Source organism: Schleiferilactobacillus harbinensis DSM 16991 (assembly GCF_000425885.1).
Lineage (GTDB): Bacteria > Bacillota > Bacilli > Lactobacillales > Lactobacillaceae > Schleiferilactobacillus > Schleiferilactobacillus harbinensis.
The window spans coordinates 72,521-97,540 of sequence record NZ_AUEH01000001.1; the positions used below are offsets into that span (position 1 = coordinate 72,521).

At 53.6% G+C, this 25,020-nt stretch carries 25 protein-coding genes and 1 pseudogene; 25 read left to right on the top strand and 1 reads right to left on the bottom strand.

The genetic code is table 11. The features are described 5' to 3' along the window. The first annotated feature begins 23 nt into the window (after window positions 1–23). From radC to H627_RS0100420, 9 genes are all read left to right on the top strand, one after another. Window positions 24–692, top strand: a complete 669-nt coding sequence (radC, locus tag H627_RS0100380) for a RadC family protein (RefSeq protein ID WP_027827306.1) — start codon at window positions 24–26, stop codon at window positions 690–692. A 197-nt stretch (window positions 693–889) separates the two neighbouring features. Next, window positions 890–1,894 (top strand): rod shape-determining protein, encoded by a 1,005-nt coding sequence (locus H627_RS0100385; protein ID WP_027827307.1) that lies wholly within the window; start codon window positions 890–892, stop codon window positions 1,892–1,894. Between the two features lie 59 nt (window positions 1,895–1,953). Next, the gene (mreC, locus tag H627_RS0100390; RefSeq protein WP_027827308.1) at window positions 1,954–2,814 is read left to right on the top strand and encodes a rod shape-determining protein MreC; all 861 of its coding nucleotides are present in this window, start codon (window positions 1,954–1,956) and stop codon (window positions 2,812–2,814) included. 1 nt (window position 2,815) lies between these two features. Continuing rightward, entirely contained in the window at window positions 2,816–3,337 is a 522-nt protein-coding gene (gene mreD, locus H627_RS0100395; protein ID WP_027827309.1) for a rod shape-determining protein MreD, read from the top strand. Between the two features lie 23 nt (window positions 3,338–3,360). Further along, on the top strand, window positions 3,361–4,029 hold the full coding sequence (locus H627_RS0100400) for a septum site-determining protein MinC (RefSeq protein ID WP_027827310.1): 669 nt from the start codon (window positions 3,361–3,363) through the stop codon (window positions 4,027–4,029). Window positions 4,030–4,032: 3 nt separating this feature from the next. Next, window positions 4,033–4,830 (top strand): septum site-determining protein MinD, encoded by a 798-nt coding sequence (minD, locus tag H627_RS0100405; protein ID WP_027827311.1) that lies wholly within the window; start codon window positions 4,033–4,035, stop codon window positions 4,828–4,830. Window positions 4,831–5,179: 349 nt separating this feature from the next. Continuing rightward, window positions 5,180–5,827, top strand: coding sequence for an amino acid ABC transporter permease (locus H627_RS0100410; RefSeq protein ID WP_027827312.1), 648 nt, complete (start codon window positions 5,180–5,182; stop codon window positions 5,825–5,827). A gap of 19 nt (window positions 5,828–5,846) precedes the next feature. Then, entirely contained in the window at window positions 5,847–6,500 is a 654-nt protein-coding gene (locus tag H627_RS0100415) for an amino acid ABC transporter ATP-binding protein (RefSeq protein WP_027827313.1), read from the top strand. Continuing rightward, window positions 6,481–7,323 (top strand): amino acid ABC transporter substrate-binding protein, encoded by an 843-nt coding sequence (locus H627_RS0100420; protein ID WP_027827314.1) that lies wholly within the window; start codon window positions 6,481–6,483, stop codon window positions 7,321–7,323. The genes H627_RS0100415 and H627_RS0100420 overlap by 20 nt, the downstream gene beginning before the upstream one ends. Here the strand turns inward: H627_RS0100420 and H627_RS19540 are convergent. Continuing rightward, entirely contained in the window at window positions 7,307–7,441 is a 135-nt protein-coding gene (locus H627_RS19540; RefSeq protein WP_081674526.1) for a DUF4044 domain-containing protein, read from the bottom strand. The genes H627_RS0100420 and H627_RS19540 overlap by 17 nt on opposite strands. 71 nt (window positions 7,442–7,512) lie before the next feature. Here H627_RS19540 and H627_RS0100430 point away from each other — a divergent pair, with 71 nt between their 5' ends. The 16 genes and pseudogenes from H627_RS0100430 (at window position 7,513) to ileS (ending at window position 25,013) form a co-directional block, all read left to right on the top strand. Next, window positions 7,513–7,875, top strand: coding sequence for a DUF3397 family protein (locus H627_RS0100430; RefSeq protein WP_027827315.1), 363 nt, complete (start codon window positions 7,513–7,515; stop codon window positions 7,873–7,875). 310 nt (window positions 7,876–8,185) lie between these two features. Continuing rightward, window positions 8,186–8,617 carry a division/cell wall cluster transcriptional repressor MraZ gene (mraZ, locus tag H627_RS0100435; protein ID WP_027827316.1) on the top strand — a complete coding sequence of 144 codons (432 nt, stop codon included), beginning with the start codon at window positions 8,186–8,188 and terminating at the stop codon, window positions 8,615–8,617. Window positions 8,618–8,634: 17 nt separating this feature from the next. Further along, on the top strand, window positions 8,635–9,582 hold the full coding sequence (rsmH, locus tag H627_RS0100440) for a 16S rRNA (cytosine(1402)-N(4))-methyltransferase RsmH (protein ID WP_035439579.1): 948 nt from the start codon (window positions 8,635–8,637) through the stop codon (window positions 9,580–9,582). A 30-nt stretch (window positions 9,583–9,612) separates the two neighbouring features. Next, window positions 9,613–10,002: a cell division protein FtsL gene (ftsL, locus tag H627_RS16330; protein WP_081674527.1), complete on the top strand. Its 390-nt coding sequence runs from the start codon at window positions 9,613–9,615 to the stop codon at window positions 10,000–10,002. Then, a complete protein-coding gene (locus tag H627_RS0100450; RefSeq protein ID WP_027827318.1) occupies window positions 9,999–12,182 on the top strand; it encodes a penicillin-binding protein in 2,184 nt (727 codons plus the stop codon). The genes ftsL and H627_RS0100450 overlap by 4 nt, the downstream gene beginning before the upstream one ends. A gap of 16 nt (window positions 12,183–12,198) precedes the next feature. Next, window positions 12,199–13,152, top strand: a complete 954-nt coding sequence (gene mraY, locus H627_RS0100455; RefSeq protein ID WP_027827319.1) for a phospho-N-acetylmuramoyl-pentapeptide-transferase — start codon at window positions 12,199–12,201, stop codon at window positions 13,150–13,152. Between the two features lie 17 nt (window positions 13,153–13,169). Continuing rightward, window positions 13,170–14,549: a UDP-N-acetylmuramoyl-L-alanine--D-glutamate ligase gene (murD, locus tag H627_RS0100460; RefSeq protein WP_027827320.1), complete on the top strand. Its 1,380-nt coding sequence runs from the start codon at window positions 13,170–13,172 to the stop codon at window positions 14,547–14,549. Then, window positions 14,546–15,643 carry an undecaprenyldiphospho-muramoylpentapeptide beta-N-acetylglucosaminyltransferase gene (gene murG / locus H627_RS0100465; RefSeq protein ID WP_027827321.1) on the top strand — a complete coding sequence of 366 codons (1,098 nt, stop codon included), beginning with the start codon at window positions 14,546–14,548 and terminating at the stop codon, window positions 15,641–15,643. The genes murD and murG overlap by 4 nt, the downstream gene beginning before the upstream one ends. Window positions 15,644–15,679: 36 nt before the next feature. After that, window positions 15,680–16,561 (top strand): cell division protein FtsQ/DivIB, encoded by an 882-nt coding sequence (locus H627_RS0100470; RefSeq protein ID WP_027827322.1) that lies wholly within the window; start codon window positions 15,680–15,682, stop codon window positions 16,559–16,561. Window positions 16,562–16,705: 144 nt separating this feature from the next. Beyond that, window positions 16,706–18,076 carry a cell division protein FtsA gene (ftsA, locus tag H627_RS0100475; RefSeq protein ID WP_027827323.1) on the top strand — a complete coding sequence of 457 codons (1,371 nt, stop codon included), beginning with the start codon at window positions 16,706–16,708 and terminating at the stop codon, window positions 18,074–18,076. Between the two features lie 27 nt (window positions 18,077–18,103). Further along, on the top strand, window positions 18,104–19,429 hold the full coding sequence (ftsZ, locus tag H627_RS0100480; RefSeq protein ID WP_027827324.1) for a cell division protein FtsZ: 1,326 nt from the start codon (window positions 18,104–18,106) through the stop codon (window positions 19,427–19,429). 38 nt (window positions 19,430–19,467) lie between these two features. Continuing rightward, entirely contained in the window at window positions 19,468–19,908 is a 441-nt protein-coding gene (locus H627_RS16335) for a cell division protein SepF (RefSeq protein WP_051225038.1), read from the top strand. A 24-nt stretch (window positions 19,909–19,932) separates the two neighbouring features. Further along, complete coding sequence (locus H627_RS0100490) at window positions 19,933–20,235, top strand: YggT family protein (protein ID WP_051225039.1); 303 nt, start codon at window positions 19,933–19,935, stop codon at window positions 20,233–20,235. 26 nt (window positions 20,236–20,261) lie between these two features. Next, a complete protein-coding gene (locus H627_RS0100495) occupies window positions 20,262–21,044 on the top strand; it encodes a YlmH family RNA-binding protein (protein WP_027827326.1) in 783 nt (260 codons plus the stop codon). Between the two features lie 23 nt (window positions 21,045–21,067). After that, window positions 21,068–21,556, top strand: a pseudogene (locus tag H627_RS20995) (DivIVA domain-containing protein); the annotation flags it as partial. 670 nt (window positions 21,557–22,226) lie between these two features. Next, window positions 22,227–25,013, top strand: a complete 2,787-nt coding sequence (gene ileS, locus H627_RS0100505; RefSeq protein ID WP_027827327.1) for an isoleucine--tRNA ligase — start codon at window positions 22,227–22,229, stop codon at window positions 25,011–25,013. Window positions 25,014–25,020 lie beyond the last annotated feature (7 nt).

Below are 25,020 nucleotides of genomic sequence, written 5' to 3' on the forward strand. Positions count from 1 at the left end.
TGAACACAGAAAGGACGATGACCATGATTGAACCGACCGTAACGATGCTCCCCCGGGAAAAAGCCAGTCTCTACGGGGTGGGGGCCCTGACCGATCGAGAACTGCTGGCTCTGCTGATTGGTTCCGGCTCGAAGCAGCTCAGTGTCTTTCAAATTGCCGAATCCGTGATTCAGCAATATCAATTTTTACCCAGCCTGCAACAGGCCAGTGTGGCGGATCTCAGTCAGCACTCGGGAATCGGTCCGGCGCGGGCGCTGCTGATCGCGGCCAGCAGCGAACTGGGCCGGCGGTGCGCCCACCAGTTGGGCCAGCGCTTCGGGACAATCAATTCAGTGACCGAAGCGGCCCATTTCTTGATGGATTATTTTGCGGGGGTGACCCAGGAAGAATTTGTAGCGATTTATTTGGATGCGAAAAATGCGGTGATTGCCCAGGACGTGTTGTTTAAAGGGACCCTGACGGCGTCCATCGCTCACCCCCGGGAAGTGTTTGCCGGGGCCCTGCGCTATGCTGCTGCCAGTGTGCTGGTCGCCCACAATCACCCCAGCGGCGATCCGGATCCGTCGGAGCAAGACCGCCTGCTGACCGAACGGCTAGTCAGTGCGGGCCAGGTCATCGGTATTGCGGTGATCGATCATTTGATCATCGGCCGGGAAGAATTTGTTTCCATTCGCAGCGAAACTCCGTGGTAAGGGCTCTTATACTTTTCTAAAGCCGTCCGTATTTTCCCTGTTCCTAATGGTAGAATGTGTTATGGTGAATATCGATGTTCAGACCATTGGCACGCAAGTCGGGACATGGTCCCGCAAGCATAGTGGCGACAAGGCTTCTATGTTATAATTGTCGATATTAAGTATCCGCGGATGCGCTTTGAAGGAGAGAAACTTTCGTGTTTGGATTTGGTGCGAAAAATATTGGTATTGACCTGGGCACGGCCAATACATTGGTATACGTAGAGGGCAAGGGGATTGTCCTAAATGAACCGTCGGTAGTCGCTAAGGATACCGGCACAGGTGAAGTATTAGCAGTGGGCTCTGAGGCCCGTGACATGATTGGCCGGACGCCAGCCAGCATCAAGGCCATTCGACCCATGAAGGATGGGGTCATTGCTGACTATGACACAACGGTTGCAATGATGAAGTACTTCTTGCAAAAGTCGGGTGCGACGGGTAAACCGTACGTCATGGTTTGTGTTCCTTCCGGCGTTACCGAAGTCGAGAAGCGGGCAGTGACCGATGCTACCCGGGTTGCCGGGGCGAAGGATGCCTACGTGATCGAAGAGCCTTATGCGGCGGCGATTGGGGCCGGTTTACCGGTTATGGATCCCACCGGCAGTATGGTGGTGGATATCGGCGGCGGGACGACGGACGTGGCGACGATTTCGCTGGGCGGGATCGTGTCCGCCCGGTCGATTCGGATGGCCGGCGATAAGATGGACGAGGCAATCATTTCTTATGTGCGCCAAGAGTTCAATCTGCTGATTGGTGAACGGACTGCTGAACAGATCAAGATGGAAATTGGTTCGGCTTCTGTCGAAGGGGCTAAGGACTTAGGTCCGATGTCTGTTCGGGGCCGCGATTTAGTATCCGGATTACCTAAAACGATCGATGTCTCGGGTGAAGATGTGGCCAAAGCGGTCCAAGAAGTAGTCCAAGCCATCATTGAGGCCATCAAGGATACTCTGGAAGAAACGTCACCGGAAATCGCGGCGGACGTAATTGATCGCGGAATTGTCTTGACTGGCGGCGGCGCGTTATTGAAGAATCTCCCCGGGGTCATCTCGGATGCCACCGGGGTACCGGTATTTATTGCGCAGGATCCGTTGGAATGTGTCGCAATCGGTACAGGCGAGTCATTGAAGCATATCGAATTGATGAAGCGGCGTTCTCGGTAATGTCCGCTACGGCTTTGAGACGCCCGCCAGAGCAAGCAGCGGAAGGGTGAAGGACGGGCATGCGCAAATTTTTTGCCAATAAAAAGTTGATCATCGTGATGATCATTTTAATTGCGACGCTCAGCACCGTAGCGCTCTCTTTTCGTGTACGGGAGAATCGTTCAGCGCCGCCTTTTATTCAACGAATGGCGAATGATATCAGCAACGTGGCGGCCCAAGTGATTGCTGCCCCGATGGTGGCGGTCCACTCGGGCTATAACCAAGTGGTTGATTTGGTAAATACTTACAACGAAAATCAGGATCTGAAAAAGAATGTGACCCAGCTGCAGCAGATTCAAGCTACGAATAATACGCTGCGGGCGGAGAACACGCAGTTAAAGAAGCAGCTAAAGCTGAATGCGACGCTGTCTGATTACACCCAGATTCCGGCGAGTGTGGTCTCGCGGCAACCGGCAGACTGGGAAAACATTTTTATGATCAATAAAGGCAGCCGCCAGGGTGTGAAGAAGAACATGCCGGTGGTTTCCGGGGCTGGTTTGATTGGCCGGATTGTGGAGATCCATGATTTTTCGGCGAAGGTCGAATTAATTTCCACCAGTAATACCAATGCGGACCGCACGGCGGTGGAGATCGTCAACAAGAAGTCCCAGCGAATCAATGGGATCATCTCTGGCTACGACAAGGATGATGAAGCCTTGCTCATGACCCAGATCAATACGAAAAACACGATTGAAAAAGGGGACACCGTAGTGACTTCCGGTTTGGGCGGCTTAACGCCGAAGGGCTTGTTTGTTGGCAAGGTGACCCGCGTCAAAGACGACGATTATGGGCGGCCAGCGACGGTATACGTTCAGCCGGCCACCGATCTGAATGATTTCTCTGTGGTCACGGTCATCAGCCGGGCCGTACAGGGGGAATAATATGGATCGACGCATTTTTTGGCGGGTCGCGCTCATTGGGTTAACCGCGTTATTTCTGGACGGAGCACTTTCCTTTGCCCTGCAGGGGGTATTGATCACACCGCGGTGGCAGATTGCGCCGAGCTTGTTGTTATTATGGCTTGTCTACGTGGTGTACGCTTTGCCCACGGATTGGCGGATGCTGGTGCTGGGCCTGGGTCTGGGCTTGTTGTATGACTTGTACTATTCGGGCATCATCGGTTTTTATGCGTTGGCTTTTCCGGCAGTAATCTACGGAATCCGTTGGGTACGGGACTATTTGCCGGTTAACGGACTGTTTGCCGTTCTGTTATACTTTATAAGTATTGTGGTCGTCACGAGCGGGGTATACTTCGGACATCGCTTCTTAGGCGTTGGCGGGGAAGGCTTCGTCGGGTTTGTCAGTCAGGTACTTTGGCCGACGATCCTGGCCAACGTGGTGGTCGCGGGAGCGGTGTATGTACCGTGCGCGCGGCTGCTCGCCGGGTGGCGCAGTGACCAGTAGGCAAGCGGAAAGGGCGAAAAGTTATGGCGAGTGCCACATTAAAAGGACGCAAAGACGGTTACGAAATTCATTTGGACGACGCGGCATCGTTTACTGACAATCTGACTGATTTGACGGCATTGTTTCATCAAGTGCATGATGCTCAGCAGGCGTTGCAGGAAGAGCAGGCTAATTTTGTCATCACCACGGGCAACCGCTTGCTGACAGAAGACCAGGAGACGGCCATCAGGGCGCTTTTGGATGCGTATCCCCATTTTGAAATCGTGGCGTTCCGTGCAGACGTGGTGACTACCGCAGACTTGTCGCCTTTATTGCGCCAGACCCATGTGCCGGTATCCATTGGTGTCATTCGCAGTGGTCAGGAACGAGAATTTGACGGTGATATTCTGTTTATCGGGGCGATTCACCACGGCGGTGTGTTGAAGGCCAGCGGGAGTGTTTTTTGTATCGGTGAAGTTAGCGGAATCGTTTATGCCGGCTATCCGGATGATGCGGAAGCGGTCGTGGTCGGCGACTTGACCGAGGCAACTCAGGTACGGATCGCCGACATGGTCGACATCGTGGACAGCAACAACGCCCATTTGACGCCGCACGCCTTTGCGTACGTGAATGACTTGCACGCGATCGATTATGCAGAATGTATTAATTTGCGCCAAATTCGGCCGCGACTGTATGCCCAGATGGAGGAATGATCCGTGCCAGCAATTTCATTGGTGATTACATCCGGTAAAGGCGGGGTGGGGAAGACCACTGCGACGGCTAATATCGGCACTGCCCTAGCCATGCTGGGGAAGCGGGTTTGTGTCATGGACTTGGATCTGGGGCTGCGTAATTTGGATATTATGATCGGCTTGGGTAATCGGATTCTGTATGATGTGGTGGACGTGGTCCAGGGCCGGGCAACATTGCACCAGGCCCTGGTGAAGGATACCCGCTTTGAAGACCGCTTAGTGCTCCTGCCCGCCGCCCAAAATGCAGACAAAAACGTCCTGACGCCGGCCGCTGTGCGGCAAATTGTGGCGGCTTTGCGCAGTGAGTTTGATTATATCCTGATCGATTGCCCTGCCGGGATCGAACAGGGCTTTCGCAATGCTCTGGCCGGTGCAGATGGGGCTTTGGTGGTGACGACACCAGAGATTTCGGCGATGAGCGATGCAGATCGGGTGATTGGTCTGATTGAAGCGTACAAAATGCCAATCGCGCCGCGCCTGATCGTCAATCGCGTGCAAGCCGCCATGATTGCTGCGGGCACCAGTCTGGATGTCGCCGCGATTGCCCATCGGCTGGCCTTGTCGCTGCTGGGTTACGTGGTAGATGACAACGCGATTATTACTGCCGATAATCGGGGCGAACCGATTGTTTTTGATACGCAATCACCGGCCGGAACGTGTTTTCGGAATATTACGGATCGTCTGGTTGATCCCCACGTGCCACTGTTGCCGCTGGCAATCAAGAAACCCGGTTTTTGGCAAAAACTTTTCCACCGGGGTTGACAAGCACCGGCGCAGTCGTTATGATTGCATTTAATTTCATAGATAGCAAAGTGCGCGAGGAAGAGTAACCCAAGCAAGCAGTTCAGAGAGTTCCCGTTAGGTGCAAGGGAATCTGCTGGTCGGGTGAACCACATCCTTGTTTTCAGACCTCTGAATTTTAGTAGGAGGCTCCGTTCGGTCCCGTTAACGACCAAGCCGGTGATAGCCGGTGAGCAGAGTCTGGAAATTTCTTTTTCCAGAGAAGATAAGGTGGGACAGCGCGCAAAACGCCCTTAAGATCAATTCAATTGAATTGATCTTAAGGGCGTTTTTTTGTTTCCGTGAACGAGCGAAAAGGGAGGATCACATCATGAATTGGCATTATATTGTATCAATTTTACCGGCATTATTATCCGGTACCCAAACGACGTTAATCATTTTCATCACCACACTGGTGCTTTCGATTCCGTTGGGCATCGTTGTCTCGATTGGCCTGCGCAGCGGCTGGCGGCCGTTGCAGTGGGTGTTGAACGCATATGTGTGGCTGATGCGGGGCACACCGCTGCTGCTTCAATTGATTTTTATCTTCTATGGTCTGCCGATGGTCTCGATTTATTTTGATCGGATGAGCGCAGTTTTTCTAGCCTTCGTTCTCAACTATGCGGCCTATTTTGCCGAGATCTTCCGCGGCGGGCTGCAAGGGATTCCGCAAGGGCAATACGATGCCGCCAAGGTCTTAAAGCTGACTCCCCTGCAAACCTTCCGCTTGGTCGTATTACCCCAAGTGGTTAAATCCGTTATTCCCGCCGTCGGCAACGAAGTAATCAATCTAGTCAAGGATTCCTCGCTGGTTTACGTCCTGGGTATTGGTGACCTGCTTCGTGCCGGGAACATCGCGGCGGCCCGGGATGTCACCTTGATTCCGCTCGTGTTGGTGGGCATCGTGTACTTGGCGCTGACAGCCCTGCTGACCTGGGGGTTGCGGTCCTTGGAAAAGCACTATGCCTATTATCGTTAAGACGAAGGAGGAAAAGCGTATGCTGGAATTGAAAAATATCAACAAAGCATTTGGCAACCGGGTGATCTACCGAAACTTTAATTTGACCATTCAGGATGGCGACACACTGGGTATTGTCGGACCTAGCGGGGCAGGCAAAACGACCCTGCTGCGGATGATTACCGGTTTAGAACCAATCGACAGCGGCGAACTGCTGTTGAATGGGACACCCATTGACCCGTTTCGTAATCGCGCTGATGCCGGTAAAGTCGGCGTCGTCTTCCAAGATTTCCAATTGTTTCCGCACTTGGATGTTTTGGCTAACGTCCTGATTGGACCGGTTTACGCCCAGCATACCGATCGGGCTGCAGCGACCCAAGCGGCTGAAAAATTGCTGACGCAGTTAGGCCTAGCCGACCACGCCCGGGACTATCCGTATCAACTATCCGGTGGTCAGCAGCAGCGGGTGGCCATTGCCCGCGCGCTGGCCCTGCAGCCGGCCGTGCTGGCCTACGATGAGCCGACTTCCGCCCTGGATCCGGCGATGACTGCCGATGTTGCCCAACTGATTAAGGGATTTGCCCGGCAAGGGATGACCCAGTTGATCGTGACCCACGACATGCCGTTCATTGATCAGATTCAACCGCGGGTGATCACAGTGGGGAGGGATGACGATGCCCAAGTTTCTGCGTAATTGGTTGCTGGTTTTACTGACGGGCGGGATGCTGCTGGGGACTCTCAGCGGCTGCGCCCGACGCATTCCTAAGGGAGACGCTACCCAGCAGATCGAGCAGCGGGGTACCGTCGTTGTGGGCATGGATGAAACGTTTGTTCCCATGGGGTTTCGGGCCAAGGATGGCCAGCTGACCGGTTTTGATATTGATTTGGCCAAGGCGGTGGGTAAAAAAATTAATTTGCGGATGGTGTTCCAACCGATTGATTGGGATATGAAAGAAACTGAGCTGCGCAACCACACGATCGACCTCATCTGGAACGGCTATACCGAAACGGCTCAGCGAAAACAGCACGTGGCCTTTTCGTTGCCGTATCTCGTGAATCAGCAGGTGGTGGCAGTGACTAAAAAGAGCGGCATTCGCTCGATTGCCCAGCTGAAGGGGCAGGTCGTCGGGGCCCAAACCGGCTCATCAGCTGCCCAAGATATTGACGATCAGCCGAAGATACTAAAAAACAGGATCAAGGGCAATGCCCCCATCCTGTACGACAGCTATAATGATGCATTTATTGACTTACGAGCAAACCGTATTCAGGGACTCGTCTTAGACTCCGTCTTTGGCGAGTATACCATTGCCCATTCGGCGGATCCCAAGGCTTACCGGGTCCTGACCAGCGGCTTTCCCAGCGAAGAATTCGCTGTGGGGATGCGCAAACAGGATACCCAATTGCGGCGCAAAATCAATGCCGCCTTGCGGGCCACGGCGGCTGATGGCACGATCACCAGGCTAGCCAAGAAGTGGTTTGGCGATACCGCGGTCGTCGCGCCTACCTTGGCGCGTTAGCCAAATAGTAGACAGCTCCGATGACGACTGAGCCGACGGAGAAAAGCAGCATCAACCAAATAAATACGCGTAAAATCTTGTCAAACGTGCTGCGTTCTTTTTTCAACTTATATCCCACCTTGTTTTTCTTGCTGGGCTTAGTTTACTATTGATTGAAAGAACTTTCAATTCAATTTCGGAGGGCACGTCATGGGTAATTGGGTCAGCCTTGGTTTTTTGCCGGTGCTGCTGGTCGTCGGCGGAGGCGGTTATAACTATCTTTCAGCACGGTGGCAGGGGCGGCCCGTGCATTTAGTCAATTGGCTGGTGCTGCCCCAATTTCTCGGTGTTTTTATATTGACTTATCCCACCGGTGGCATCGGGATGAGTTTGTTACCGATTTGTGTCTTGACCGGGGTGGCTTTTGGCTTGATTTATTTGGTCATTCGCATCATCCGTGATCGGGATCTGCTGCTGGGCGAGTATTTCCGCGGTTTGTGGCGCTATCTGGCGCTGCTCAGTGCGGTGTGGTATGTTTTTGCGCTGGTGTTGTGGATCATTGACCGTATCTAGAACGTTTTTTGCCAGTCGGCTGAGCAATCAGCTGGCTGGCTTTTTTTGTCACTGGGGCAGCATTCTTTTCGGATACAGGGGTATCAAGAAGTCATAGTTTTCTCCCAGGCCATTGCTTCGAATCGGCGCAGCACAGGGAGTGAAAAAAATCCGTCATCGTTCGGGAAACGACCATATGTGCGCATGTTCACACGAATGAACGGTAAAATGTTCCGAAATTGGAAAAAAAGCCTGATTTTATGGGGGATTGTGGTGGCAAGTGGGGGATTGTGGTAAACTGAAAACATCGGGTTATCTGGGGGTGATGTGCGTGCTGATGGGTGAATATCACCACACAATTGACACCAAAGGACGATTGATCGTGCCGGCCAAATTCCGAACGGAACTCGGCGCGTCTTTCGTTGTCACCCGGGGCTTAGACCAATGTGTGTTCGGCTATCCGCTGGCCCAATGGCAGCGAATCCAAGAGCAGCTTGCTCATTTGCCCACGAATAAAAAGGACGCCCGCGCATTTACCCGTTTCTTTTATTCCGCCGCGACGGAAGTCACGCTGGATAAACAAGGCCGGATCAATGTGCCGGATACCCTGCGGGGGTTCGCCAAATTAACGAAAGAGTGTGTTTTCGTTGGCGTCTCCAGCCGAATCGAAATTTGGGATGCGCCGACTTGGACCGCGTACATGGCCCAATCGGCGGACAATTTTGATACATTAGCCGAAGACCTGATGGATATTGATCTTTGAGAAAGGAGCCACGGACTGTGACTTTTGTGCATCACACCGTATTACGGCAGGAAGCGGTCGACGGCTTGGCCGTCCAGGCAGGCGGCACTTACGTGGACGCGACCTTCGGCCGGGGCGGACATACCGCACTGCTGTTAGCCACTCTTGCCGGCACCGGCCAAGTCATTGCCTTTGACGCAGACGAAGCCGCTATTGCGGCAGGCAAAGATCGATTTGCCAAAGAAATCGCGGCGAACCAGCTCGTACTGGTGCATGATAATTTTCGTCATCTTGCCCGGGTGCTCCATCAAGTGACCACGGCCCCGATTGCTGGCGTACTTTATGATTTGGGGGTTTCATCGCCCCAGTTCGACGATCCCAGCCGCGGCTTCAGCTACCGCTTCGACAGTCCGCTGGATATGCGGATGGATCAGGGTCAGGCACTATCGGCTCAAACCATTGTCAACGAATGGTCGCAGCGGGAATTGAGCCGCATCATTCATCGGTATGGTGAGGAACGTTTCGCCGGGGCGATTGCCAAACGCATCGTCGCCCGGCGAGAGAGTGCGCCGATCACGACCACCGGGGAATTAGTGGACGTGATCAAGGAAGCTATTCCGGCAGCTGCCCGGCGAACGGGCGGCAATCCAGCCAAGCGGACCTTCCAAGCGATCCGGATCGCCGTCAATGACGAGCTGGGCGCACTGGAAGATTCCTTGGAAGAGGCAGTCGCCGTGTTGGGGCAGGGCGGCCGCCTAAGCGTCATTACCTTCCAGTCGCTGGAAGATCGAATCGTGAAGCACGTTATGCAGCGGCACGCCACCAGCGATTTGCCGCCTGACCTGCCGGTGTTGGGAACACCAGCGGACGTGGATCTCAAGATGATCACCCGCAAACCGATTCGGCCCAATGCTGCAGAACTGGCCGCTAATCGGCGGGCTCACAGCGCCCGTTTACGAATCGCAGAAAAAGTAAAAAAGGATTAATCCAGTCAAAATTGGTGTAAGGAGTTGTTGATGATGATTGAACAGAAGGATCTCAATTGGGGGCAGGGCAGTGCGGTACCCCAACGAAAAGAAGTACCCACCCCCCACCAGCAGCCGCAGGCCCAACCCCAGGCAATCCCGAAACGGGTGCCGTTAAGCGGGCTGGAACGGGTCTTGATTACGACAATTGCCGCAGTTTGCGGGTTCTTCATGATCACCCTCGTCAGCACTCAGGTGGGTCTTACCACCACCCAGCGCCAATATCAAAACTTAACCACGACAATCAATAATAAAAAGAGTCAAAATAATGACCTCCAGCAAGAGATCGGTGAATTAACGAGTTCACAACGGTTGAATGAATTTGCCAAAGCCCACGGTCTGACGCTGATTGAGGGCAATATAAGGAACATCGGTAAATGAAGCCCATGAATCCGCAACGAAAGTCCCCGAACCCGAAGACACGGCGCAATCGACAAATCGTCGGCATCCTTTTGCTGGCTGCGATCCTGCTTTTCTTCGGGTTGGTCGTCTTTCGCTTTTTTTATATCACGGTGAGCGGGCAGATCGATGGGGTCAATCTGGCTGATCGGACGCGCCGCAAGTACACGCAGGAAACGGTTTTGAAGGCTAAACGCGGCACAATTTACGCCAGCAACGGAGACGTCATTGCCGAAGATTCCAATGTCTATACCATTTTTGCCGTGGTAGATCGCAAGTATGTGAGCATTGATGACAAACCGCTTTATGTTCAGGATAAAGCTAAAACCGCTCAAGTACTCAGTCAATACTTGAGCCTTTCCGCTGCACAAATCAAAAAGATTCTATCACCGAAATCCAAAAAAGCATTTCAGGTTGAATTCGGCAATGCCGGCAAAAATATTGATTTAGCCACCAAAAATCAAATCGACAAACAAAAGCTCACCGGGATTTACTTCCGCGCCCAACCAGCACGGCTGTATCCTAATGGCACGTTTGCCAGCCATATCATTGGGATTGCCCAATTGAAAGATGCCAAGGACACAGCTAAGGACAGCAATGCGCAGCTGACCGGGGTTATGGGGATCGAAAAATACTTCAACCGCCAGCTTACCGGCGTCAATGGCCGGCAGCAGATCCAAACGGATGCTAACGGTTATGAACTGCCCATGTCCAAGATCGTCACCAAAAAGGCGAAAGACGGCGACAATATGACCCTGACGATCGATGCCCGGCTGCAAAACAACCTGGAGACGCTGATGCAAAACGTTCAGGATAAGTACAAACCGGTGGGGCTCAACGCGGTCTTGATGAACGCCAAGACGGGCTCGATTCTTGCGGCCAGTCAGCGGCCGACATTTGACGCCGCGACGATGCAGGGCCTGGGCAATGTCTGGCGGGACACCCTCGTGGAAGACGCCTATGAGCCTGGTTCGGTGATGAAGGTTATCTCCATGGCCGCTACGGTTGATTCCGGTCACTACAATCCCAATGCCACTTACCAATCCGGGGCGGTCACTTTGGACGGCAGCACCGTCCGCGACTGGAACTATTCCGGCTGGGGCACGATTCCCTTTAGTCAGGTGATGCCCCGGTCCAGCAACGTCGGGATGGTCCATCTGGAAGAATTGATGGGCGCGGCGACGTGGAAAAAGTATCTGGAGCGTTTTCACATGGGCCAAAAGACCGGTATCACCTTGCCGGGCGAAGTGAGCGGCATGTATCAGTTCAGCCGGGCCATCGATCAGGCTAACACTGCCTTCGGCCAGGGCATCAACGTCACCGCGATGCAAATGATGCAGGCCTTCTCGGCCATTGCTAATGGCGGCAAGATGGTCCAGCCGCAAATTGTCAGCAAGATCAAGAATCCGCTGACGGGCAAAACCACAACGTATCAGCCCAAAGTAGTGGGCCGACCGATTTCTGCCGCCACGGCGGCTAACGTCTTGGACCAAATGCGCCAGGTCGTCAACAATAAACAAATTGGGACCGGGACAGCTTATCAGCTGCCGGGGGTAGACTTAGCTGTGAAAACTGGGACGGCCCAAATTGCCAACCCTAAGGGCGGCGGCTATTTGACCGGCGACAGCAATTACATTTTCTCGGTGGTCGGGATGGCCCCGGCCAGCGACCCGCAATACATCCTGTACATCACGATGCAGCAGCCCCAAAAGATGACCGCCCCGGCTGAAACGATCCTGTCGAGTATTTTCAAACCGCTGATGACTCGAGTCTTAAGTTACGGTCAGACCAGCAGCGGGGCGACCACGAAACAAGTGACCATGCCCAATGTGACCAATCATTCGACTGCGGAAGCCAAAGAGGCTTTGGCCAACGCTGGTTTGACACCAGTCCTGGTGGGCAGCGGCACTGAAGTTGTCCAGCAGCTGCCCAAGGCAAACAGTCGTGTACTGGCCGGTCAGCGAGCGGTTCTCTTAACGGATGGTGCCGCGTTGATGCCCAGTGTGACAGGGTGGTCGAAAAATGATATTTTGAAACTGGCGCAAATTACCGGTATCCAGGTCAACTTTACGGGTACTGGCTACGCCGTTGCACAGAGCATCCCGGCGAATTCAGTGATTACGACGAACAGCCGCGTTTCTGTGACATTACAACCCCGATAGGTGGAGAGAGAGAATCATGAACGCATTATTGACAGTACTGGTGAGCTTTGGGCTGACCGCAATAGCGGAACCGTTATTGATCCGCTATTTTCGGCGCCATCACGAAGGTCAGAAGATCCGCGCAGAAGGTCCCAAATGGCACGCCAAAAAGAGCGGCACCCCCACAATGGGCGGTATCGGCTTTATTGTGACCATCTGCCTCACCGTGATTGGTGTCGCCGCTTGGACGCACCAACTGCGGCGCACCTTGCTGGTGCTGCTCCTCGTTCTGCTGGGGTTCGGGTTGATCGGTTTTGCGGACGATGGCTTGAAGCTCTTTTATAAACGGAATATGGGTTTGAAGGCTTGGCAAAAGCTCCTGGGACAAATCATCATCAGTGCCGTCTTCCTGTGGGTTTACTTCAATGAAAAAATGCCCTTCAGCCTCTATGTTCCGTTTCTGGGGGTGGTGAGCAGTGCCGTCTTCTTCGCCGCGTTCAGCCTGTTTTGGCTCGTGGGCTTCTCCAATGCGGTCAACCTGACGGATGGGCTGGACGGCCTGGTCAGCGGGTTGGGCATCATTGCGTTCGCAGTGTATGCCTGGATCAGCTGGCAGGAACAGCGTCTCGATGTGCTGTACATTACCTTGGCCGTAATCGGGGCGTTGGCCGCTTTTCTGATTTTCAACCACAAGCCGGCCAAGATCTTCATGGGTGATGTCGGTTCTTTGGCCTTGGGCGGCTTACTTGCTGCTGTATCGATCATGCTCCATCGTGAATGGTCGCTGCTCCTAGTGGGTATCGTGTTTGTCTTAGAAACGGCCAGTGTGATTCTGCAAGTGGCCAGCTTCAAATTAACCGGCAAACGATTGTTTAAAATGACTCCGATCCACCATCATTTCGAGATGCTGGGGTGGAGCGAATGGCGTGTGGTCCTCACTTTTTGGACAGTGGGGGCCATTGGCGGCATTGTATACTTAATGATTTGGTAGCAGAGGGAGCGAATTTCGTGAAGACGGTAACGCAGTATCAAAACAAGAAAGTATTAGTGATGGGGTTGGCCAAGAGCGGCGCCAACGCGGCCCGGTTGTTGCAGCAGCTGGGCGCTTTTGTGACGGTAACAGACATTAAGCCCTTTGATCAGAACCCCGCCGCGCAGTCCTTGCTAGATGAGGGCGTGCGGGTGATCACTGGCAAACAGCCGTTAGCGCTGTTGGACGAGGATTTCTCGTTAATGGTCAAGAATCCAGGTATTCCTTACGACAATCCGTTTGTTGATAAGGCAGAAAAATTGGGGATTCCAATCATCACTGAACCGGAATTGGCCTATGAAATTTCTGAAGCGCCCTGGGTCACAGTGACCGGGACCAATGGCAAAACCACGACGACTACGCTGATCGCTGAGATGCTGAATGCAGACCGGTCGGTGGGCAAAGCCTATTTAGCGGGCAACATCGGTATTCCGGCCAGCGCCGTGGCAGAAAAGGTCGGACCCGACGATACGATGGTGGTTGAGATGTCCAGCTTCCAATTGGCGGGTACGACTCAGCTGCACCCGCATATCGCCGTGCTCACGAATATTTACTCTGCGCACTTGGATTACCACAAGACTCGGGCCAATTACATCAATGCAAAAATGAAGATGGTCGCCAATCAAACCGCCGCTGATTATTTCGTCGTGAATTGGGACCGGGAAGAATGGCAGGCGTTGGCGCAGCGCACCAAGGCCCAGGTGGTGCCATTTTCCCGCCAGAATCTGACCCAGGACGGGGCTTACTTAGCAAACGGCACGTTGTATTTCCGCGGTACACCGATCATTAAGGCGGACGAGATTCGCATTCCCGGGGCCCATAATGTGGAGAATGCCCTGGCGGCCATTGCGGCGGCTAAATTAGCCGGCCAAGCCGATAATGCTGCTATTGCCCATGTGCTGAAGACCTTCCCAGGGGTCAAGCACCGGATGCAATACGTGGAGACATGGCAGTCTCGGAAGATCTATAACGATTCCAAGGCAACCAATATTGTCTCCACTGAAGTGGCGCTGCGCTCGTTCCCCGGGCCGGTGGTGCTGATTGGCGGCGGCTTGGATCGCGGCTTCACGTTTGAAAAATTGCTGCCTTTACTGAAAGACCATGTGCACACGATGGTCGTTTACGGCCAAACGAAACAGCTCCTGGCCGATGTGGCGAAAAAGGCTGGGATCACGGATCTGCATATCGTGGATACGCTGGATCAAGCGGTGCCTGTGGCGTTGAAAGAGAGCAAGCCCGGTGATGTCGTTCTCTTCTCGCCGGCGGCCGCCAGCTGGGATCAATTCCATACTTTTGAAGAGCGGGGCGATCGCTTTATCGCTGACGTTAATCAGTTCATTAAGGAGAATCCGGCATGAGAGTGATGATATCCGGCGGCGGTACGGGCGGTCACATTTACCCGGCCCTCGCCTTGATCAAACGGCTGCAAGAACGGCAGCTGCTGGATGCCGTCATGTATGTCGGCACACCTAAGGGACTGGAAAGCCGCATTGTACCCGCCGCCGGGATTCCCTTTGAGACCATTGAACTGCAAGGGTTCCGGCGCCGCCTCACGTGGGACAATGTGCACACGGTGACTTTGTTTATCCAGGCGGTGCGCCGGGCTAAACAGATGGTCCGGGATTTCAAACCGGATATCGTGATCGGCACTGGCGGTTATGTGAGCTCGGCGATTGTTTACGCGGCGGCGCGCGCCCATGTCCCGACAATGATTCATGAGCAGAATTCCATCGCTGGGGTGACCAATAAATTTCTCGCCCACTATGTGGACAAGATTCTGATTGCTTTCCCCGATGCCGCTGGCCAATTCAAGCATCAGCAGCAAAAAATTGCGCTGGTCGGCAATCCGCGTGCCCAGGAGGTGGCGGGGCTGCAGCCCAATGATCGGTTGAGTGAGTTTGCTTTGAGTCCGGACCGCTCGACGGTTTTGGTCTTTGGCGGCAGTCGCGGCGCCGCCCCGATCAACAATGCGGTTATTGAGGCCGTCCCTGATTTTGCCGGCCAAAGTTATCAAGTTTTGTTTGTTACCGGCAATGCCCATTACGAGGCCGTGACGGCAAAACTGGCGGCAATCAAAGTGCCGGGCAACGTCAAAGTGGTCCCGTACATTGATAATATGCCAGCCATCCTGCCTGACATCACCCTTTTGGTGGGCCGGGCTGGCGCCACGAGTATCGCCGAGATCACAGCGCTGGGTATTCCCAGCATCCTAGTGCCGTCGCCCTATGTGACGCACAATCATCAAACCAAGAATGCCCAGAGTATGGCGAGTACAGGCGCAGCGGTCCTGCTGCCGGAATCAGATTTGACCGGCAAGTCACTGTTAAATGCGATCACTGTGATTATGGGAGACGACGATCGGCAAAAGAAGATGCACACCGCAACACTGGCGCTGGGTCATCCCCAGGCGTCTGATGACATCATTGCCATCATGCAAGATTTGATTCATTAGCGATTTAGCCCACCACGGCGGAAGGGGGTAAGCACAATGAGGCCGCACCGAGATAAAAAGCCCGCCCAGGTTGATCCGCAGCAAACGATCAAGCCTTGGGAAGAATATCTGCACAAAGAGCAGGTCAAAGCACAAAAAACAGCACAGCGGCAGGAACGCAAACCGTTGCATGTATCGACCACCTTGCCGAAACTCAAGCGGACTCGGCTCAGCCGGTTGGTAAAAAACACCCTCATCGTGCTGGCCGTGCTGTTGACGGTGGGGGCTAGTGCCGGATACTTCCTCACGCCGTTCAGCCGGGTTCGGGAGATTTCAGTCACCGGGACCAACATTGCGGCGGATCAAGCCGTCATTGATGAAAGCGGCATTCGCAGCGGTGCCGGGCTGGTTCATCTGTTCCTGCACCGGCAAGACTATACTGGCCGCTTACTGAAGCGGATGCCCCTGCTGCGCAGCGCGGCCATTGATCGTGTCGGGATCAATGATATCGTCCTGCGGGTCAAGGAGCATCCGGTGGTGGGTTACACGGTCAAGAACGGGATTTATTATCCGATTCTCAGCACTGGTGTGGTCCTCACGGCCGGGCAAAGCAAGCCGGTGGGGAATTACCCGGTGTATGCTGATTTTACCAGCAATCAGCACATCAAATTGGCGGTCAAAGTTTATGCGTCGTTGGCCACCCACGTGCAGGGCGATATTTCTGAGATTCACGACATCGGCGATAAGGCCAATCCGAATCGGGTGATGCTGTACATGAATGATCAAAACAAGGTCATTGCCGATCTGAACACATTGAAGGAAAAGATGGCGTACTATCCGGCGATGAAGGCCCAATTGAAGGGTGCCGGCATCGTTGATCTGGAGGTCGGGGCCTATGCCGTCCCCAAGGGCAGTGAAAAAGACACGAAGAATCCGTAATATCAGTGGTATTGGTTTCTTACCGCCAGCGCGGTGTGTTAGAATTTCATATAGTAAGTGTGTTCTGTCCAGCGGGCGTTAAGCCGCTTTCAACACACAGTCAATGAATCGCAAATAACAAGGAGAATAAGGAGGCCACAATTCATGGACAAGTCCAAAGTGATCGTTGGACTCGATATTGGTACCACGTCAATCAAGGTAATTGTGGCGGAATCGATTCAGAATCAATTGAACGTGATCGGTGTGGGGAGTGAGCGGTCTCAAGGATTATCCCGGGGCGTGATCGTCGACATCGATAAGGCGGCCGCCTCCATCAAGAGTGCTGTTGCCCACGCCGAGAAGAAGGCCAATGTCCCGATCAATGCCGTTTATGCAGGGATTCCGGCCAACATGCTGAATATTGAGAAATGCGACGGCATCTTTGCGGTAGGGGAACCATCCCGTGAAATCACGGCCCAAGACGTTGCCCAAGTGGTCAATTCAGCACTGATTCGGAATCTTCCGCCAGAACGGGAGATCGTGGATGTATTACCATCAGAGTTCATTGTTGACGGGTTCGATGGCATCAAGGATCCCCGCGGGATGGTTGGGACGCGGTTAGAGTTCCACGGTATTCTGTTTACCGCGGCCAAGACAGTGATCCACAATACCCGCAAGTCAGTGGCCCAAGCCGGGCTGCAGCTGGCTGGCTTGGTTATTAATCCCATGGCCTTGGGTCAATTGATTTTGGATGATGGTGAAGCCGATTTTGGCACGATCATTCTGGATCTGGGCGGCGGTCAAAGTACGGCGGCCGTTATTCATGATCATAAATTGAAATTCTCCCACGTAGACCCCGAGGGCGGCGATTATATTACGAAGGATATCTCCGTCGTATTGAACACGACCTTGGCCAACGCGGAGCGGTTAAAACGGGAATACGGCAACGCGGACGCGGAACTTGTCACCGGCGACGACCAATTTCCAGTAGCCATCGTTGGTCAGACCAACCCCCAGATGGTGGGCGAAGACTATCTCGCCGAGATCATCCAAGCCCGAGTGGAACAAATTCTGGCACGTTTGGGTACGGGTCTCAGCCAGGTCCACGCGTTCAACCTGCCTGGCGGCATTGTCGTCACCGGCGGGGTATCTGCTTTACCCGGGGTCACCGAGCTGGTGCAAAAGGTTTATCAACGTCCAGTGAAGCGGTATATCCCAGATCAAATGGGCCTGAGGCATCCGTCTTTCGCGCAGGGTTTGAGCATTGTTTCGTATATTGCGCACTTGGGGGAGATTGATACGCTGATTCGACAGGTGGTGGATCCTGTCACGGCCAACGCCCGGCCGGTGAGCAGTCCCAGTCGACCGGCCACCGTGGCACCATCCCGGCCGGTACCGACAGAGCGCCCAGCGGCGTCCAGCCAGCCGGCCCGAACCCAGAGTCAACCGGCGGCTCATACCCCTGCAGAACCGAAGAAAAAGAAGAAGAAAACGAGTCAGCGGCTCAAAAACCTCTTCACCAACTTTTTCGATTAATCGCCGAGATAATTAGGAGGAACACGTATGGATTACAAGATGGAAAATACTGAAGTCCCCAGCGCCAAGATTAAAGTCATTGGCGTCGGCGGTGGCGGCGGTAACGCAGTGAACCGCATGATCGATGAGGGCGTGCAAGGGGTTGAATTTATTGTCGCCAATACGGACACTCAGGCTTTGAGTGCCGCTAAGGCAGAAACCAAGATTCAACTCGGACCGAAGCTGACCCGCGGCTTGGGCGCCGGTTCCAATCCGGAGATTGGTCAAAAGGCCGCGGCCGAGAGTGAAGAAGTCTTAGCCGATGCCCTGAAGGGGTCGGATATGGTCTTTGTCACGGCTGGTATGGGCGGCGGTACCGGTACCGGAGCAGCGCCGATTGTGGCGAAAATTGCTAAAGATTCCGGTGCGCTGACCGTGGGGGTGGTCACTCGGCCCTTCACCTTCGAAGGTCCTAAACGCGGACGAAATGCCGCTGAAGGGATTGCTAATTTGAAAGCCAGTGTCGATACTCTGGTGATTATTTCCAATAATCGTCTGTTGGAAACAGTGGATAAGAAGACGCCGCTGCTGGAAGCCTTCCGGGATGCGGACAACGTCTTGCGTCAAGGGGTCCAGGGGATCTCGGATCTGATCACGTCACCCGGGTATGTGAACTTGGATTTTGCGGATGTGAAGACCGTGATGGAGAATCAGGGGTCCGCGTTGATGGGGATCGGATCAGCCACCGGCGAAAACCGGACTGTGGAAGCCACCAAAGCAGCCATTTCCTCACCGTTATTGGAAGTGTCCATTGATGGCGCCAAGCAGGTACTGCTGAACATCACTGGCGGCCCTGATCTGTCCTTGTTTGAAGCGCAAGATGCGTCCAGCATCGTCTCCGACGCCGCAACGAGTGATGTGAACATCATCTTCGGGACGTCCATCAACGAGAATTTGGGCGATGAAGTCGTGGTCACCGTCATTGCTACGGGAATTGACGATAAGGAATTGCAGGCCAAAGAAAAGGCAGAGGATGCCCAAATGGGGCGGGGCGGCAATCGCGCCAGCCGGGCGGCTCATGGGCCGCAAACGCCGGCCGCGGACACCCAGCACGCATCCGCCGCACCGCAACAGCCCGCGCAAAATGATTCGGCAGCCCCCGCCGCGGCCAATGACACTGATCGGGTCAATGAGAAGGAAGATCCCTTGTCCGATTGGAATCTGCTGAATCATACGAACCGGCGAGCTAACCGGAACACGAACGACGACAAGCCGGCCTTCGATATTTTTCATCAACCGGAAAATAATGTGAATAATACCGATGACGATGATGACAACACGCCGCCGTTCTTCAAACGCCGCAACCGTCAGTAATGGCAGCGGTACTGCTTTCCTGAAAGGAGGTTTTCCCCATGGCTTTTGATAAATTGAATCGTTTTTTCGGTGTCTCGGAAGATGACGAGGAGACTGATGACCCCGTCGATCAGACAGCTGAGCGGACAACGCCGCCAGCGGCGGGGAGTGATGATCGCAATGTCATTGCCCTGAGTGCTAAGCCGCAGACTGCCAGCCGGATCGTGCTCTTTGCACCGCGAGTTTATTCGGATACCAAGACAATTGGCAATCACTTGCTCAACAATCGGGCGGTAATCGTGAATTTCGATTCAGTGGATGCACCCTCTGCTGCCCGCATCGTCGATTTCTTGACTGGTGTTGCCTTCGCCATTCACGGCGAGATCAAACGGGTCGGCGATAAGATCTTTCTGGTCACCCCGCCGCGCTTCCAGGTCGATGGCGATATTGCTTCCCTGGTGGCCGGGACTGACACCGATTTTGATAGTGACTATAATTAACAGTAAAGAAAGCAGGTGACGCCCGTGGCTCAGTTCCTCAATGTTCTTGGTATCGTGTTCCAATTCGCAGGGTATGCCATCGATGCGTATTCTGCCTTGATCATTATCTATGCGCTGCTCACTTGGATTCCCAGTGTGTTCAATACCCGCGTGGGTAATCTGATTGCCCGGGTCGTGGAACCGTACTTGAACTTTTTCAACCGGTTCATTCCGCCCATCTTCGGGATCTCAATGGCGCCATTGTTTGCTTTGCTCGGCCTGGTTTTGTTCGGCCGCGGATTGAATATTATCTATATGTGGATCGTACGATTAGTAGTGGGTTACTAAGCACGCGAGGAGTGTAAAGAAAAATCATGGATGCGACTGTTTATCAGCATTTCCGCAAGGAAGAGGCCCCATTCATCGATAATGTATCCGAGTGGATGGAGCGGGCCAATATGGAATACCGGCCGATATTGACCGATTTTCTGGATCCGCGCCAGCAGTTCATTGTCGAAGATATCGTGGGCAAACACGGGATTGTCCACTATTTCTTCAACGGCGGTTATGGCGCTGCGGAACGGCGGCGGGGGATCATTGCGCCGGAATATTTCACCCCGGAGCAGGACGACTTTGCTGTTCAATTGTTTAATATTAAATATCCACAAAAGTTTGCTACCCTGCGTCATTCCCAGATTCTGGGGACATTAGTGAATTCTGGCTTGAAGCGGGACGCTTTCGGCGACATTATGACTGACGGCGTTAACTGGCAATTCTTCACGGAAGCCAGTTTGGCGGATTATGTGCAAAACGAAATCACCAAGGTAGGGAAGATCAACGTCCAGTTGGAACCGGCAGACTACACTGCGCTGATTACACCCAAGGATGCCTGGGCGCCAGAGTCGGCCACGGTGTCGTCTTTGCGGCTGGATACCTTGATCAGTGAGGTGTACCACATGTCTCGGCAACGGGCCAAAGGACTGATCGAGGGTGACAAGGTCAAGCTGAACTGGGAAACGTTTGCCAAACCTGACTTTACAGTCGGCTTGATGGACGTGGTGTCGGTCCGCGGGTTTGGCCGCATCCAAATCACGGATCTGGCCGGTCAGACCAAGAAAGGCCGCATCAAGTTGGCGGTTAACGTATTGCGGAAATAAATGGAAATGAAGAGGGGATCACTGTGGCACTAACACCGTTGGACATTCATAACAAGAAGTTTGGCAAAAAACTGCGGGGATATGATACTGATGAAGTCAACGCGTTTTTGGATCAAGTCATCAGCGATTATCAAGATGTGTTGAAACGGAATGCGGACCTGGAAAAAGAGCTGCAAGATGCGAATGAAAAGGTCCAATACTTCACGGACTTGAAAGACGCTTTGAACCAGTCGATCATTGTCGCCCAAGATGCGGCAGATCGGGTGAAGAGCAACGCCCAGCGCGAGGCAAATATTATTCAAAGCGAAGCAGAAAAGCAGGCCCGGAACATGGTTGACGACTCCACGGACAAGGCCAATCATATTCTCCAAGAAGCATCTGAAAAAGCGCGCCAGATCACCCAAGAGACGGGCGAACTGAAGAAGCAGACGCGCATATTCCGGCAACGGTTGCAAGTGATGCTCGAATCCCAATTAGAAATCGTCAAGAGCCCGGAGTGGCATGATCTTTTAGCGGATGATAATGGGGCACCGGCCCCCCAAGCATTACCCGGCAATGCGCCGCACACGGTTGACAATCCCCAACTGAGTAGTTTAAACTTCGATGAGAGTCAATCCGGCGCACCGGATTATGGAACACCCAGCGGCGGCGACAACCAATATGGCGCGGGCCCGATTCCGGCGACCCCGCAACCGATGCCAGCGCCCACTGCTGATGCGTCAGCCGCGCCGGACAGTGCTGCCCCGGCAGCATCCAGTGGTGATCCAGACCAATCAGAGCCGGCGGCGAATGCCGCCCCAAAAGGCAGCGCGGACCCGCAAGCCGCGCAGCCAGACGCCGACAATCAGGCCATGGATCCGGATTATTTCACCGCTGACGGCACCTATAACGGGCCGGTTATCGAATTTCCAGATGGTGGCGAGATCACCCATCGGCGGCCAAAGTAAATAGTTTTTGTGATAAATGATGTGAACCAGCACATGCAAGGGGCATCCGCACAGCGAGTTGACGATTGGTGGAAGGTCAACCGGCTCTGCCCCGCATGCGATCAGTCACCGATATCGGGCGATGCCATTATCCATCAACTTGAGGGGAGGGTGACCTCCCGAATCATAGGTGGTACCACGAGATCTTCGTCCTAGACGTAAGGTCTTTTTTTTATTTCAGAAAGGACGCGACAGTATGCGGATCAAAGATACATTGAATTTGGGCAAGACCAAGTTCCCCATGCGCGGCAATTTACCCGTGCGGGAAAAAGAATGGGAAAAGGGATGGGAAGACAACCATCTGTATGAGCAGATCCAAAAGAAAAACGAAGGCAAGCCAACCTTTATTCTCCATGACGGCCCCCCCTTCGCCAACGGCGAGATCCACATGGGACACGCCCTGAACAAAATCAGTAAGGACATTATCGTTCGTTTCAACGCAATGAACGGGAAACGCTCACCCTATGTACCCGGTTGGGATACCCATGGTTTGCCGATCGAGCAGCAATTGACGAAGCAGGGCGTCGACCGGAAGACCATGGATCTGGCTGCCTACCGGGAGCTCTGTGCCAAGTTTGCTAAGAGCCAAATTGAACTGCAGCGCACTGGCTTCAAACGCTTGGGCGTGTTGGGCGACTGGGATCATCCCTACGTTACCTTGCATCCCGCCTATGAAGCTGAAGAAATTCGGGTTTTTGGCGAGATGTTTGCCAAAGGGTTGATTTATAAGGGCAAGAAGCCGGTCTTCTGGTCTCCCTCTTCTGAATCCACGCTGGCGGAAGCTGAAGTAGAGTATCACGACGTGAAATCACCGTCGATTTTTGTGGCCTTTAATGTCGTTGACGGCAAGGGCTTGTTGGACAAGGATACCCGTTTCATCATTTGGACTACTACCCCTTGGACGATTCCGGCAAACGAAGCGATTGCCGCCAATCCTCGGTTTGATTATGTCCAAGTTGATGCAGACGGCAAAAAGTATGTTGTCGCCGCTGGCCGCTTGGACTTTGTGAAGGAACAATTGGGGTGGCAAGATGTTTCGATCCTGAAGACCTTTAAGGGCTCCCAGCTGGAATATATGACGGCTAAGCATCCGTTCTACGATCGGACGTCCTTGCTGATTCTGGGCAACCACGTCACGCTGGATGAAGGGACCGGACTGGTCCATACTGCTCCGGGTCATGGTACCGACGACTTCAACGTCGGCATGAAATATCACCTGCCGATCCTATCGCCAGTGGACGCTCAGGGTCGGTACACAAAGGAAGCCCCCGGCTTTGAAGGGATGTTCTACGATGATGCCAACAAGGTCATTACCGACAAGATGAAGGCCAATGGCAGTCTGTTGAAGCTTAGCTTCTTCACCCATAGCTATCCCCATGACTGGCGGACGAAGAAGCCGGTCATCTTCCGGGCGACCACCCAGTGGTTTGCCTCCATTGATCCGATTCGGCAACAGATTCTCGATGAAATCGACAAGATCACTTATTTGCCGGATTGGGGCAAGACTCGGTTGTATAACATGATCAAAGACCGGGGCGACTGGGTCATTTCCCGGCAACGGGCTTGGGGCGTGCCGCTGCCGATTTTCTACGCCGAAAACGGCGATCCAATCATCACTCCGGAAACCATCAAGCATGTGGCAGATCTCTTCGGCCAGTACGGTTCTAATATCTGGTTCCAGCGCGAGGCAAAGGACTTGCTGCCGGCCGGTTTCACATACGCCGGCTCGCCCAATGGCAAATTTACCAAGGAAAAGGACATCATGGATGTCTGGTTCGATTCTGGTTCGTCCAGCCAAGCGGTGCTGAATCAGCGACCGGAATTATCCTTCCCAGCGGATCTGTATCTGGAAGGTTCTGATCAATATCGAGGCTGGTTCAACGCCAGTATCATTATTGGCGTGGCGGTGACTGGTCATGCGCCCTATCGCCAACTGGTGTCCCAGGGATTCGTTATGGATGACAAGGGCCACAAGATGAGCAAGTCGGCCGGTAACGGCATTTCACCCACGGATGTGGCCAATAAGATGGGGGCTGACATTATTCGGCTCTGGGTTGCTTCAGTGGATGCCAGTGCTGACGTGCCAGTATCCATGGGTATTCTCCAGCAGACGGCTGAGAGCTACCGAAAGATTCGGAACACGATGCGCTTCATGCTGGCCAACACGACGGACTTCGATCCCAAACACGACACGTTGCCTTTTGGCGAATTGGGGACCGTGGATCAATATCTGATGCTGCGGTTGAATCAAGTCGTGCAGACATCCCTGGATGCCTACAAAGCCTATGATTTCGCTAAAGTGTTCAAGACCGTTAATGCCTTCTTGACCAACGATTTATCCGCCTTCTACTTGGACTTTGCCAAGGATGTCGTTTATATTGAAGCAGCGAACGATCCGAAGCGGCGGGCGATGCAAACGGTGATGTATGCCGCCTTGAATGCGCTGACCCGCTTATTGACCCCGATTCTGCCGTACACCATGGAAGAAATCTGGACTTTCTTAAAGGAAGACACCGACTATGCGGCGTTAGCCGATATGCCGGTGGTGCAGCAGTATCCCGATAGCGAGAATACCTTGGCCCAATGGCATGAATTTATGCAGTTCCGGACTAATGTCTTGAAATCTTTGGAAGAGGCCCGGAATAACAAGGTCATCGGCAAGTCCTTTGAAGCGGCGGTGACAGTTTATCCGGATGCGCATCTGGCTAAACTGCTGACTGACTTGAACACGAATGTCCGGCAGCTGCTGATCGTTTCTAAGTTGACGATTGCGGCTCCGGATGCTGCTAAGCCGGATGAAGCGGATACGTACGAGAATGCGGCTATTGTGGTCACCCACGCGCCGGGCGAAGTTTGCCCGCGTTGCCGGATGACACGGGAAGATATCGGCGTTGATGCGCACTATCCGGAATTGTGCGGGCGGTGCGCAAAGATCGTCGCAGCTGCTTTTCCGGAAACTGAGCAGACTGGTTTAGAGGCATAAGAGAAAG

Coding starts and splice junctions, on each gene's coding strand:
- radC (WP_027827306.1), top strand. CDS start 24: ATGATTGAACCGACCGTAACGATGCTCCCCCGGGAAAAAGCCAGTCTC.
- mreC (WP_027827308.1), top strand. CDS start 1,954: ATGCGCAAATTTTTTGCCAATAAAAAGTTGATCATCGTGATGATCATT.
- mreD (WP_027827309.1), top strand. CDS start 2,816: ATGGATCGACGCATTTTTTGGCGGGTCGCGCTCATTGGGTTAACCGCG.
- H627_RS0100400 (WP_027827310.1), top strand. CDS start 3,361: ATGGCGAGTGCCACATTAAAAGGACGCAAAGACGGTTACGAAATTCAT.
- H627_RS0100410 (WP_027827312.1), top strand. CDS start 5,180: ATGAATTGGCATTATATTGTATCAATTTTACCGGCATTATTATCCGGT.
- H627_RS0100415 (WP_027827313.1), top strand. CDS start 5,847: ATGCTGGAATTGAAAAATATCAACAAAGCATTTGGCAACCGGGTGATC.
- H627_RS0100420 (WP_027827314.1), top strand. CDS start 6,481: ATGCCCAAGTTTCTGCGTAATTGGTTGCTGGTTTTACTGACGGGCGGG.
- H627_RS0100430 (WP_027827315.1), top strand. CDS start 7,513: ATGGGTAATTGGGTCAGCCTTGGTTTTTTGCCGGTGCTGCTGGTCGTC.
- ftsL (WP_081674527.1), top strand. CDS start 9,613: ATGATGATTGAACAGAAGGATCTCAATTGGGGGCAGGGCAGTGCGGTA.
- H627_RS0100450 (WP_027827318.1), top strand. CDS start 9,999: ATGAAGCCCATGAATCCGCAACGAAAGTCCCCGAACCCGAAGACACGG.
- mraY (WP_027827319.1), top strand. CDS start 12,199: ATGAACGCATTATTGACAGTACTGGTGAGCTTTGGGCTGACCGCAATA.
- murG (WP_027827321.1), top strand. CDS start 14,546: ATGAGAGTGATGATATCCGGCGGCGGTACGGGCGGTCACATTTACCCG.
- H627_RS0100470 (WP_027827322.1), top strand. CDS start 15,680: ATGAGGCCGCACCGAGATAAAAAGCCCGCCCAGGTTGATCCGCAGCAA.
- ftsA (WP_027827323.1), top strand. CDS start 16,706: ATGGACAAGTCCAAAGTGATCGTTGGACTCGATATTGGTACCACGTCA.
- ftsZ (WP_027827324.1), top strand. CDS start 18,104: ATGGATTACAAGATGGAAAATACTGAAGTCCCCAGCGCCAAGATTAAA.
- H627_RS16335 (WP_051225038.1), top strand. CDS start 19,468: ATGGCTTTTGATAAATTGAATCGTTTTTTCGGTGTCTCGGAAGATGAC.
- H627_RS0100495 (WP_027827326.1), top strand. CDS start 20,262: ATGGATGCGACTGTTTATCAGCATTTCCGCAAGGAAGAGGCCCCATTC.
- ileS (WP_027827327.1), top strand. CDS start 22,227: ATGCGGATCAAAGATACATTGAATTTGGGCAAGACCAAGTTCCCCATG.